Source organism: Streptomyces sp. SID3212 (assembly GCF_009865405.1).
In the GTDB taxonomy this organism is placed as follows: Bacteria; Actinomycetota; Actinomycetes; order Streptomycetales; family Streptomycetaceae; genus Streptomyces.
In genome coordinates, this window is the sequence record NZ_WWJY01000035.1 from 16,446 (window position 1) to 27,469 (window position 11,024).

Annotated in this window: 11 protein-coding genes and 1 pseudogene; 6 read left to right on the forward strand and 6 right to left on the reverse strand. The window is 69.2% G+C overall.

Going from position 1 to position 11,024, the window contains the following annotated elements:
• Positions 1-21: 21 nt before the first annotated feature.
• Positions 22-3,402 (reverse strand): polymorphic toxin-type HINT domain-containing protein, encoded by a 3,381-nt coding sequence (locus tag GT042_RS01440; protein ID WP_345943637.1) that lies wholly within the window; start codon positions 3,400-3,402, stop codon positions 22-24.
• A gap of 4 nt (positions 3,403-3,406) precedes the next feature.
• Here GT042_RS01440 and GT042_RS01445 point away from each other — a divergent pair, with 4 nt between their 5' ends.
• Positions 3,407-3,910 carry a hypothetical protein gene (locus GT042_RS01445; protein WP_161306863.1) on the forward strand — a complete coding sequence of 168 codons (504 nt, stop codon included), beginning with the start codon at positions 3,407-3,409 and terminating at the stop codon, positions 3,908-3,910.
• On the opposite strand, the pseudogene GT042_RS01450 reads toward GT042_RS01445, so the two are convergent.
• The 3 genes and pseudogenes from GT042_RS01450 to GT042_RS01460 all read right to left on the reverse strand — a co-directional run.
• Positions 3,903-5,057 (reverse strand): annotated as a pseudogene (locus tag GT042_RS01450) (Cmx/CmrA family chloramphenicol efflux MFS transporter); the annotation flags it as partial. The gene GT042_RS01445 and the pseudogene GT042_RS01450 sit on opposite strands and share 8 nt — an antisense overlap.
• A 243-nt stretch (positions 5,058-5,300) precedes the next feature.
• Positions 5,301-5,480, reverse strand: coding sequence for a hypothetical protein (locus GT042_RS01455; RefSeq protein ID WP_161306864.1), 180 nt, complete (start codon positions 5,478-5,480; stop codon positions 5,301-5,303).
• Positions 5,477-5,647, reverse strand: coding sequence for a hypothetical protein (locus tag GT042_RS01460; protein ID WP_161306865.1), 171 nt, complete (start codon positions 5,645-5,647; stop codon positions 5,477-5,479). The genes GT042_RS01455 and GT042_RS01460 overlap by 4 nt, the downstream gene beginning before the upstream one ends.
• A gap of 120 nt (positions 5,648-5,767) precedes the next feature.
• Here GT042_RS01460 and GT042_RS01465 point away from each other — a divergent pair, with 120 nt between their 5' ends.
• From GT042_RS01465 to GT042_RS01475, 3 genes are all read left to right on the forward strand, one after another.
• Complete coding sequence (locus GT042_RS01465; RefSeq protein WP_161306866.1) at positions 5,768-6,598, forward strand: helix-turn-helix transcriptional regulator; 831 nt, start codon at positions 5,768-5,770, stop codon at positions 6,596-6,598.
• Positions 6,595-6,801 carry a DUF397 domain-containing protein gene (locus GT042_RS01470; protein WP_161306867.1) on the forward strand — a complete coding sequence of 69 codons (207 nt, stop codon included), beginning with the start codon at positions 6,595-6,597 and terminating at the stop codon, positions 6,799-6,801. Before GT042_RS01465 ends, GT042_RS01470 begins: the two co-directional genes overlap by 4 nt.
• A gap of 77 nt (positions 6,802-6,878) precedes the next feature.
• Complete coding sequence (locus GT042_RS01475; protein ID WP_161306868.1) at positions 6,879-7,112, forward strand: DUF397 domain-containing protein; 234 nt, start codon at positions 6,879-6,881, stop codon at positions 7,110-7,112.
• 46 nt (positions 7,113-7,158) lie between these two features.
• On the opposite strand, the gene GT042_RS01480 is transcribed toward GT042_RS01475, so the two are convergent.
• Together GT042_RS01480 and GT042_RS01485 are read right to left on the reverse strand one after the other, a co-directional pair.
• Positions 7,159-7,716 (reverse strand): DUF1062 domain-containing protein, encoded by a 558-nt coding sequence (locus GT042_RS01480; RefSeq protein ID WP_161306869.1) that lies wholly within the window; start codon positions 7,714-7,716, stop codon positions 7,159-7,161.
• A 204-nt stretch (positions 7,717-7,920) separates the two neighbouring features.
• On the reverse strand, positions 7,921-8,988 hold the full coding sequence (locus GT042_RS01485; protein ID WP_161306870.1) for a hypothetical protein: 1,068 nt from the start codon (positions 8,986-8,988) through the stop codon (positions 7,921-7,923).
• A 217-nt stretch (positions 8,989-9,205) separates the two neighbouring features.
• Here GT042_RS01485 and GT042_RS01490 point away from each other — a divergent pair, with 217 nt between their 5' ends.
• Positions 9,206-10,300, forward strand: coding sequence for an LLM class flavin-dependent oxidoreductase (locus tag GT042_RS01490; RefSeq protein ID WP_161306877.1), 1,095 nt, complete (start codon positions 9,206-9,208; stop codon positions 10,298-10,300).
• Positions 10,301-10,302: 2 nt separating this feature from the next.
• The coding region (locus tag GT042_RS01495) for an FMN reductase (protein WP_161306871.1) at positions 10,303-11,024 on the forward strand (722 nt) is incomplete at its 3' end.

The following is an 11,024-nucleotide window of genomic DNA, read 5'->3' on the forward strand; positions in this document are numbered from 1 at the left end:
CTCAGACAAACATACAGATTCTCAACCATGCCGCTGGATGAGCCATCTCGTTGCAGGCAGAGTTTCGGAAGGAATCTCTCCGACACCACCTGCTTGAATCACCTTCGCACAGTAAGTGACACAGCTCTGCGTAGTCTCGTCGTAGGCAGGGTAAATGCCACGCGCCGTCTTCGCCATCTGCACCTCGGCGTAAGCCATTGCAGCCTCCGCATTGGGAAGCGGTATGCGGACATTGAGCACAGTTGAAGGGAGTTTCGCAAGGTCAAATTCCGCAACCCCGTTGGAGGGATTCCCTAGCCCACCGAACTGCTCGGTACTCAGCACCTCGTCACCGGATTTGATCGTAATCAACGCATGTTTCGCCTTGTGATCCAAGTGAACAATAGCCTCCCCACACGTGTTATGAACCAGGATTGGTGTAGCGCCAGCCAGCACATAGTACGTGTGGAGTTTCGCGACAGAGAAATTGTACGTCCGGACGTGGTCCGTGTACGGGCGGTTGTGCGCGATCTTGGCAATGGTGCCGTCGGGGGTGCTGAGCTTCGTGCCCGGCTTCAGGTCTGCCGCGTTGACCCAGGCGTTTTCCTTCGGGACCCAGAAGGGGTGCTCGGCCGTGGCCGTGATCTTCTTCTTGCCCTTGGCCGTCGCGATGGTGAGCTCGTTGAGCTCCTTCTTGCCCTCGGACGGGAGAAGTTCGGTGACGGGCTGCGCACTTGTCTCGCCCGTCACCGGGTTCGTGGCGAGAACCTTGTCGCCTACCTCGATGTCCTCGATGTTCTTCGAGGAGCCGTCGGCGAGGAGAACCGGAGTGCGGGCGAGGAAGCAGTTGGGATTGGTCGCCCTTGTTTTGCCCAGCAGCTTCGAGCCGACCGCCTTGGCGCCCTTCGCCACGCCCTTGACGATGGCTCCGCCGATGACTGAGCTGACGCCTCCGACCGCGGCTCCGATGCCAACCGCGGCGGCGTATCCGCCCAAACTGTGATCCGCGTCGTCGGTAAGGGCGTTGCCGACAGCTCCTGCCGCCGCCCCCGCGATCGCCCCGCACGCCGCCCCGACCGCAACCGCACCCGCTCCCGCCGTGGCCGCTCCGGCGCCGACTGCCACGGCTCCGCAGGCCACGCCGACAACAACCTCGGTGACGATGGTGACGACCGTGACGTGTTTCTTCAGCCACCCCATTGCCTTGCACTTCCAGTCGCAAGGGGCGGGCTTGGTCACCGTGACGGTCTTGGTGTTCGTGTACGTGACCACGCCCGAGGCGTCCGTTGAGCGCGAGATACCGGAGCCTGGGGTCGGCTCGGGAGCGGCCTTGGGACCGTTTCCCCTGGGCTCGCTTTGGCCCGCACCGTTGTCGATCCACAGGCCGGTCGGATCGCTGCTGCTGATCGGGCTGTTGTTGCTGTACGCGTAGCCGTTCATCTGGAGCGGGTCCGCGATGTCGATCACCGGGTCCGCCGAGAGGAAGCGGCCCGCCGCCTGGTCGTATTCTCGGGCGCCTATGTGGGTCAGGCCCGTCGTCGCGTCGTCGATTCCGACGCCCAGGTAGCTGCGCTTGTTCGGCCACGTCGTGGGCTTCGGGCCTCGGGTTTCGCCGTACGGCTTGTACGCGCGGCGCGTGAGCGGTTGCGTGCCCGACAGTTCCACCGACGTGTTCGCCGTGCCCAGTTGGTCGGTGATCAGGGCGTTGAGCTTGTGGCCCGTGGTCGCGCCGTTCACCGTCGTGCGGACCACCGTGGGGGCGCCCGCCTGGCCGTACGAGCGGGACGAGCGGGTGATCTTGCCCGTGGAGTCCGTCGTCAGTTCCGTCTCGCCCAGGTAGAGGGTCGAGCCGGAGGGGGAGTTCTCCAGGACGCGGTTGCCCTCGGCGTCGTAGACGTACGTCGTCCTCACGCCGTTGACCGTGATCGTGCGGAGCTTGTTCTCCGTGTTCCAGGCCAGGTCCTGGGTGGTGCCCGGGAGGTCGCGGTCCGTCGTGTTGCCGATGTCGTTGTTCGTGTACGTGCTGCCCTGGCCCGGCGTCGTGGACGTGATCGCCGACAGGGTGTGCGGCTGGACGATGCCCTTGCCCGCCACCTCGCGGCCGTAGCCGTATTTCAGAGTGACGTTCTTCGTCGCGTCCGCGGTGTTGTGCTCGGTCAGGGTCGCGCGGTTGCCCAGCCAGTCGAACGTGAACGACTGGCGGTACGCCGTCGCGCTCGTCGCCGTCGTGGACACCGTGCCCGCCGAAGGAGCCGCCGCCGCCAGGGACGACGTCAGTGCCGCGCTCGGGCTGGTCGCGTCGGACGCCGTCGACGCCGCGTCCGCGACCGGGCCGCCGCTCGGGGCGCCGTCGGATCGCGGGCCCCAGTTGGTGCCCCCCGACGAACGGCAGCCCGTGCCGGAGCCGTTCGGGGTGAGGTTGGAGGTCCAGGCGTGGACCAGTTCACCCAGCGCGTCGTACGTGTAGCACTGGTTGTCCCACGACGTAGTGGTGCCGTCCGTCAGCTTCCGCGCGTTGGCGGTGACCATGCCCGACACGTCGTACGCGTACGTGCTGTCGGCGATCGGCGTATTGCCGGCCGTCTCCGTGTTGGTGAGCGTGCGCTGGAGGCTCCCCGAGTGCTGGTCGACGAAGTTGGTCGTCCAGACCCGCGACGGCTGCGAACCGCTCACCGAGCGCAGCGGCTCGCCGTACGGGGAGTAAGTGACGTCCGACGTGTACCAGTTGGCGCCGGACGTGGACTCCGCCAGGCCGTCGGAGTTGTAGCGCGTGACGACCTTCTCCGCCGCCAGCCCGCCCTTCGCCGGCAGCGTCACCGACAGGGGCTTTCCGGTCGGGGTGTACGTGTAGGAGTACGCGTACGTCCCCGACAGCCCCGCCGTCATCGCGTTGGCGGGTACGACGGTCTCGTCCCCGGTGACCTTGTAGTCCGTGTCGTACCCGGTCACGCGGCTGATCCACTCACCGCCCGACTCGTCACGGCGGGTCGAGGCCACGGGCAGGCCGAGCGCGCCCGCCATGTCGTACGTGAACTTCTTGACCGGCTCCGCGTCGGCCGATCCCTCGCGGACGGCGACGGGACGGTCCAGCTCGTCGTACTCGGTGAAGAGGGTCTTCCCGAGCGTGTCGGTGGTCTTCACCGGGCGGTCGGCGTCGTCGTACTCCGTGAGGGAGTCGCCCGTGTCCGGATCCGTCGACTTCGTCAGACGGCCCCGCACGTCGTACCCGTACGACCAGACGTTGCCGGCCGGGTCGGTGACCTTGGTGCGGTTGCCCCGCGCGTCGTACGTGTAGTCGGTCGTCCGCCCGGCGCCCTTCGCCCCGGCGCCGGTGGTGTAGTGCGTGACCGACGTGGTCCGGCCGAGCGCGTCGGTCGCGCTCTTCGTGGTCGCGGAGGTCGAGCCGGGGGGATCGACGGTCACCGTCGTGTCGTCGTACGTACTGCTGATCTCGTTCTGGTACGCGGCCCCGTGGTTCTACCCCGGCGACGGCTACGGCGCCGTGAACATCGGCAAGCGCCGGCAGATCCTCCTCCCGCCCGGCGCCCCCGACCCCGCCACCTTCACCCAGATCCTCGCCGCGGGCGACGCCACCGGCGACGGCAAGACCGACTTCTTCGCCACCATCGGCGACGCCCTCTGGGCGCTGACCGGCTACAGCGGCGCGACCGTCGAACAGGCCACGCGGCTCTCCGCCGTGCCCTGGGCGGCGCGAGAACTCGTCACCGCCCAGGACATCACCGGCGACGGCGTCGCCGACACCATCCCCCGGCATCTGGGCCCTCTACGCCAACGGCTCCGTCAGCATCCATCTCGGGAGCAGAACGGCCCTCTCCGGCAGTGGCACCAAGGTCATGGGGTCGTCCACGGGCTGGGCGGCCCGGCAGACGATCGGGTGACCGGCGGGCGGCGGGGCCTCGGGTCGTCGTGAGCGTGGTGCGGAAGGAGTACGCGATCAGCAGCGCGACCGCGACCAGGGCGCCGCTCGTCCAGAGCGGGCCCAGGTTTCCGGCCCCGGTGTCGAGGGTCGTCGCGGCGACGAGAGGGCCGGCGGTGGCGCCGAGGTTGAGTGCCGCCGTCGCGTACGAGCCGGCCATGGTGGGCGCGTCCGCCGCCTCGTAGAAGACCCGCGTGATCAGCGTGGTCCCCAGCGCGAACGACAGCGCGCCCTGCACGAAGACCAGGACGCACAGAGCGACCGGCACGTCGGCCAGGATCGCCAGACCCGGCCAGCCCGCGAGCAGCAGCGGACCCCCGACCGCGAGGACCGCCCCGGGACGGTGGTCCGACAGCCGCCCGGCCACGGTGACACCGGCGAAAGAACCGGCGCCGAACAGCACCAGGACCACGGAGATCCACAGATCCCCCAGCCCCGCCGTGTCGGTCACCACAGGGGCCAGGAAGGTGAAGCTGCCGAACGTCGCCGCGTTCACCAGCGCGCCCAGCAGCATCGCCAGGATCAACCGCGGCCTGGTCAGCACGGCCAACTCCCCGCGCAGCGAGGCCGACCCGCCCGCCTCCTCGTCCTTCACGCGTTCCGCCGGGACTCCCCTCAGAATGCCGAGAGCCGTGGGCAGACACAGAAGGGCGACAGCCCAGAACGTGGCCCGCCAGCCGAACGCCGTGCCGAGTAGCGACCCGCCAGGGACACCGGCGATCGTCGCCACCGTCGTCCCCGACAGAAGCACCGCCACCGCACGTCCCCTCCTGCCGGACGGGACCAGCGCCGCGGCAGTCGTCAGAGCCACGGCGAGGAACCCCGCGTACGTGAGCGCGGCGACGACCCGGGTGGCGAACAGGACCGGAAAGCTCCCCGTGACGGCCCCCGCGGCATGGGCCGCCGCGAACGCCAGGAGGAACCCGAGAAGAGCCGAACGCCTGGGCCAGTTGCGGGAAAGCCCCGCCACCAGCGGAGCGCCGACGACCATGCCGGCCGCGAAGGCCGGGGTGAGCACACCCGCCGTCCCGACCGTCAGGCCGAAATCCGAGGTGATGTCCGGCAACAGGCCGGCGAGCATGAACTCCGAAGTGCCCATGGCGAAAATCGCCATGGCGAGCAGGTACAACGGAAAAGGCATCGAAGGCTCCGAGGTGAGGAGAAGCACGAGAAGGTCATCTCGTCACCGCGGCCGGCCCCACGGGCACACTCGGTCCCGCCGCGGAACGCGGCGGCGACAACAGGGCTACGAGCTCGGGGCTTCAGGGGGCTGACGGCGTGTGACCGAAAGCCCCCACCGTGTCCGACTCAGGACTCGACATGGCTCGCACGCTACCCGACCGGTACCCGCCGGGGCAGCTGAGTTGCCCGGCCACGGCCGGTGTCACGGAGGGTCGTAGTCGGGGCACAGCTTCTGGCCGCACTCGCACTTGGGCCAGCGCAGGGCCGCCCCCGGTACAAGGTCGGCGTCGCCGGTTTCGGGCTTCGGTACGACGAGCACGCCGTCCGTACCGAACTCCTCCGTCAGTCTCGCCAGGAGATGCCGCGCTTTGCTCTGAGTCATTCCGCCACTCGCCTCAATCCGTCCAGCACACGTTCCAGGAGTTCTTCCGTCACGGGGTCGTACATCCGGGGAATCCGCTCGGGCACGAGCCGCCAGAAGCCGCCGCCGTGGACCGTGGCCTCCAGTTCCGTCGTACCGTCCGCCGTGCCGGCGGCTCGCTCGCACATGGGGGGATTCGCCTTCCGTCATCGCAATGTCACCGTCTGTGCGACAAGCATCGGCAACTCTGCGTAATATCAGAAGCCATTTCCCTCCCAACCCGGCCACGGGGATAAGGAGTTCCTGGCATGGCACCACGAGCACGAGAACTGACACCCGACCGTTCGGCCCGGCATTTGTTCGGGTCAGAGATGCGGCGCCTTCGCGAACAGGCCGGAATGAGCCTGGAAAGTCTGGCGGGTGTGGTCCGGTACGCGAAGAGTTCGCTGGCGCGGTACGAGACGGCGGACGCGATGATCCCCCCGGACCTCGCGGAACGCCTGGACGCGGCTTTCGGTACGGACGGGTTGTTCGTGAAGCTGTACGGCTTGGCGCGGAACGAGTTCCACCCGGATCAGTTCCGGCGGTTGATGGAGCTGGAGAGGAGGGCGCGGCTGCTCCAGGAGTACTCCGGTCAGCTGGTGCCGGGCCTCCTCCAGACCGAGGGGTACGCCCGAGCCCTGTTCGAGGTCCACTATCCGCGAGCGACAGAGGACGAGATCAACGAGTTGGTGGCGGCGCGAATGAGCCGACAAAGCCTGCTCACCGGCGACCCGGCACCTGACTTCTGGGCCATCCTCGATGAGGCGGTCTTACGACGGCCCTTCGGCGGACCTGCCGTCATGCGGGAGCAACTCGCCCGGCTGCTCGAACTGACCCTCACCTCCAACACCGTCGTACAAGTTCTCCCGTTCGCGCATGGGGGACACGCCATGGCCGGGGGCTCGGTGAAGCTGATGACTCTCGGAAACGGCGAGCAAATGGTCTGGGAGGAGAGCAGCGTCACCGGGACGCTGATCGAGGAAAAGGATGTCGTGACGGCACGCCAGCGGACCTACGATCTACTCAGGGCGTGTGCCCTGTCGCCCAAGGAATCGGCGGCCATGATCCAGTCCGCAATGGAGGCGCTACCAACATGAGCACCACCCCCAAGCTCGTTCACACTGTGTGGGTCAAGTCGTCGTTCAGCGGCACCGGCGGCAACAACTGCCTTGAGTGGGCACCCAGTCACCGTGACCTCATCCCGGTCCGGGACAGCAAGAACCCCACCGGCCCCGCGCTCCTCCTGACCCCCACCGCCTGGTCCACCTTCGTCGCGTTCGCCGCGCGTCAGGCGGACTGATCAGGTCGCCAATGTCCGGCGGCGATCGCCTGGTCAGCGATCGCCTTGAACGGCCGGCGCCGACCACGGAGGTATCCATGACGACCACTCCGGATCTGACCCATGCCGAGTGGGTCAAGTCGTCGTACAGCAACGGCAACGGCGGCGGTTGCGTGGAATGGGCGCCGGCTCACGCCCGTACCACCCACCGCGTCCCGGTCCGCGACAGCAAGAACCCCACCGGCCCCGCGCTCCTCCTCACCCCCGCCGCCTGGACACATCTCGTCGCGCTCGCCGCCCGTCAGGCGTTGGCCGAGGCCGAAGACGCGTAAGCCGTCAGGGACCGGCCGGGCCGACGGGGGGCTCAGCGTTTGAGCGTCAGCGCTTGAGCGTGAAGGTGAAGTCGCCGGAGAGCTTGCCGCTCAGCCGGATCGTGGACACCAGGTTTCCCTCCCTGATCAGGCGCTCGACCTCGGCTCGCGGAAGGCCGAAGCCTTCGGCGATCAGCCGGGCCGGGCGGACGGGGACGCGGGCCGTGAAGCGGACCGAGACCTCGATCGGCTCGGAGTTGTCGTCCGGGGCGGCCGGGGGCTCGCCCGTGTCCAGGCGCCACGCGTCGGCCCAGTCGAGGCCCATGTGGTTACGGCGTTGCACGGCCGGATCCTGGAGCAACTCGGCTGTCAGGGAAGGGTCGTTGTGGTGCAGTCGGGCCAGCAGCCCGGGTCGTACGGAACGTACGTTCATCCGCTCCAGGACCGTGAGCTTCGCCGTCCCCCCGCACGCGGTGCAGAGCGCGAGGAGCCAGGCGTCGATGAGCTTGTGATGGGCGTTGACGCGGAACTTGCCGCTCGCCCGGAGGCGTTCGGACGGGCACGCGTGGCACCGTCGGAGGACAACAGGCAGGCAGGTGGGCATGACCACCCAGGTGGTGAGCACAGAAGTACACCGGTTCCAGTGAGAAATCCGCAGCAAAAAGCAGCGCGGCGCGCAGGCGCGACGCGCGACGAATCAGCGCTCGGGGGGTCTCACTTGGTGTACAACGGCACGTCCTTGCCCAGACGACTTGGCCGGGCAGCACGTTAGTGGCGCGCGGCGGCGCCACTCCACCGGTTTTACGGGCCTGGTTCCGCAGGCCCGGTCCTACGCACGCGTCGTGGTGAACTCCACGTTCGCCTCGTCCACGCGCAGCAGCTTCACCGTCACCGTGACCGTCTCGCCGCCCGCCCGGCCGTACGTGCCCCTGCCGCCCTCGCCCAGGGTCATCGACCCGGAGCCGCCCGTCGGGTACGCGGTGCGCAGCCGCACCACCCTGTTCTTCACCCACGCGGTCAGCTTCATGTCACCGACCTTGATGTCCACCGGGTGCGGCGTGAGCCGGATCTCGCACTTGCCGTCCGCGCAGGCGGCGAAGTCGGTGCCGTCGGCCGGTGGGGGCAGCTGCGGGGACGGGTCGGCCGGTGCGGTCGGTCGTGCCGTCCCCGGCGACGGGACGCAGCGGGGCGCCAGGTGGTACGCGGTCGCCAGGTCCGGGTTCTTGGCGGCCAGGGCCGGCAGGTCGGGGCGCGGCTGCTTCAAGGACGCCAGCAGCGCGCCGACCCGCTTGGCGCGTCCGGTCTTCTCCGCCGGGGACAGGCTCGTCAGCGCGAAGAAGTCGGACAGTCTCGTCACCTCGGGGCGGATCTCGCCGACACCCGCCGCCAGTTGCGCGCGCAGGCGGTCGGCGGCGGGGATTCCCGAGGGCCGCAGCCCGGCGTAGCCGGCGGCGACGGCCTCCACGGTGGACGACGCCCACTTCAGGTAGCTGTCGGCGGTGAATCCGGCGTCGGGGCGGTAGGGCGGGCCGGGTACGGGGTCGGGAGCGGACGCGGGGGCGTGGGCGCTCGCGGGGTCGTTCGTGGGGTGCGCGAGTTCCTCGATCTTCTGCGCGCTCTGCTTCCGGGCGGCGTCGAGGGTCGCGGTGGTCGCGCACATCGTGTCGGTCCACACGACCAGCGCCCGGCTGGGTGCGGTGGCGGTGCCGACGGCGGGTTTGTCGTCCGTACGCGCGGGCGCGGCGTCCTTGCCCGGCGTGCATCCGCTCACCAGCGCCAGGCCCGTGACGAGCGCGAGCGCGGTCGCGGCCCCGGCCGCACTCCGGTGACCGCGACCGGCTCCCCGTACCGCAGTCCGTACCTCTGTCCGTACCTCTGTCCGTACCGTCTTGAGCATGCGAGATCCTCTCCTGGTCCGGGTGCGGAGCGTAGCGAGCCGTTGCCTTGTGTGGTCGCGATGCGTTCATTCCGGTCATCGCGTTCACTCGTCAGGAGGGACGGCGGCGGCGCGCGTGGACGGATGGAATAGCGGGAGGGGGGTCCCCGTTGTACGGGACAGAATCGGTTTAAGATTCAACCAATAGCCAGTGAGTGACCAGCGAGAGGTGAGCACGATGCAGTTCGGGATCTTCACGGTCGGCGATGTCACGCCCGACCCGACCACCGGACGGACACCGAGCGAGCACGAGCGGATCAAGGCGATGGTGACCATCGCGCGGAAGGCGGAGGAGGTCGGGCTCGACGTCTTCGCGACGGGCGAGCACCACAACCCGCCCTTCGTCCCCTCCTCGCCGACGACCATGCTCGGCTACATCGCGGCCACCACCGAGCGGCTGATCCTCTCCACGTCCACCACCCTCATCACCACCAACGACCCGGTGAAGATCGCGGAGGACTTCGCGATGCTCCAGCACCTGGCCGACGGCCGGGTGGACCTGATGATGGGGCGCGGCAACACCGGGCCCGTCTACCCGTGGTTCGGCGAGGACATCCGGCAGGGCATCCCGCTCGCCATCGAGAAGTACGCGCTGCTGCACCGGCTGTGGCGCGAGGACGTCGTGGACTGGGAGGGCAAGTTCCGTACGCCCCTCCAGGGCTTCACGGCCACGCCCCGGCCGCTGGACGGCACTCCGCCGTTCGTCTGGCACGGCTCGATCCGCTCGCCCGAGATCGCCGAGCAGGCCGCGTACTACGGAGACGGCTTCTTCGCGAACAACATCTTCTGGCCCAAGGAGCACTACCAGAAGCTGATCCGGCTCTACCGGAAGCGGTACGCGCACTACGGGCACGGCACGCCGGAGCAGGCGATGGTCGGGCTCGGCGGGCAGGCGTTCATCCGGAAGAACTCGCAGGACGCGGTACGGGAGTTCCGGCCGTACTTCGACAACGCGCCGGTCTACGGGCACGGCCCGTCGCTGGAGGAGTTCACCGAGCAGACGCCGCTGACCGTGGGCAGCCCGCAGGAGGTCATCGAGAAGACACTGACGTTCCGGGAGTCCTTCGGGGACTACCAGAGGCAGCTGTTCCTGATGGATCACGCGGGGCTGCCGCTGAAGACGGTGCTGGAGCAGCTCGACCTGCTGGGTGAGGAGGTCGTACCGGTGCTGCGGGCGGAGTTCGCGAAGAACCGGCCGGCGGAGGTGCCGGAGGGGCCGCTTCACCCGGCGGCCGAGGCGGCCCGTACCGGCTCCGACGCCAGGGAGGTCTGACCATGGATCCGACCAGGACCAGGGAAACGCTGAAGATCGTCACCGTGTCGGCGGGGCTGAGCAAGCCGTCCTCGACGCGCCTGCTCGCGGACCGGCTGGCGGAGTCGGCGACGGGGGAACTGACCTCCCTGGACGTCAAGGCGGAGGTCACGGTCGTCGAACTGCGCGAGCTGGCCGTCGACATCGCGAACCACCTGGTCACCGGCTTCCCGTCGCCCGCGCTGCGGGCGGCGCTGGAGGCGGTGACGGGGGCGGACGCCGTGATCGCGGTGACGCCGGTGTTCGCGGGGTCGTACAGCGGGCTCTTCAAGTCCTTCTTCGACCTGGTCGAGCCGGACGCGCTGCGCGGGACGCCGGTCCTGCTGGCGGCGACGGGCGGGACGGCCCGGCACTCGCTGGTCGTGGAGCACGCGATGCGGCCACTGTTCTCGTACCTGCGGGCGCTGACGCTGCCGACGGCGGTCTTCGCGGCGACGGACGACTGGGGCGCGGGGGCGGACACGTACGGCGGCGGGCTGCCTGCGCGCGTCGAGCGGGCGGGGGCGGAGCTGGCGCGGCTGGTGGCGGGGACCGGCGCGGGTTCCGGGTCGGGTGGCGGCTCGGGTTCCGGGTCGGGTGGCGGCTCGGGCTCCGGCTCGGCGGCCGGCGGGACGGGGCGGAATGCCCCGGGCGACGGGGACGCTGATGATGCCGACGAGGTGGTGCCGTTCGAGCAGCTCCTCGC

What these genes read in the sequence shown, in the direction of transcription:
- GT042_RS01455 (WP_161306864.1), bottom strand. Translation starts at nt 5,480, where the DNA reads ATGACTCAGAGCAAAGCGCGGCATCTCCTGGCGAGACTGACGGAGGAG.
- GT042_RS01490 (WP_161306877.1), top strand. Translation starts at nt 9,206, where the DNA reads ATGCAGTTCGGGATCTTCACGGTCGGCGATGTCACGCCCGACCCGACC.
- GT042_RS01460 (WP_161306865.1), bottom strand. Translation starts at nt 5,647, where the DNA reads ATGTGCGAGCGAGCCGCCGGCACGGCGGACGGTACGACGGAACTGGAG.
- GT042_RS01465 (WP_161306866.1), top strand. Translation starts at nt 5,768, where the DNA reads ATGGCACCACGAGCACGAGAACTGACACCCGACCGTTCGGCCCGGCAT.
- GT042_RS01485 (WP_161306870.1), bottom strand. Translation starts at nt 8,988, where the DNA reads ATGCTCAAGACGGTACGGACAGAGGTACGGACAGAGGTACGGACTGCG.
- GT042_RS01470 (WP_161306867.1), top strand. Translation starts at nt 6,595, where the DNA reads ATGAGCACCACCCCCAAGCTCGTTCACACTGTGTGGGTCAAGTCGTCG.
- GT042_RS01475 (WP_161306868.1), top strand. Translation starts at nt 6,879, where the DNA reads ATGACGACCACTCCGGATCTGACCCATGCCGAGTGGGTCAAGTCGTCG.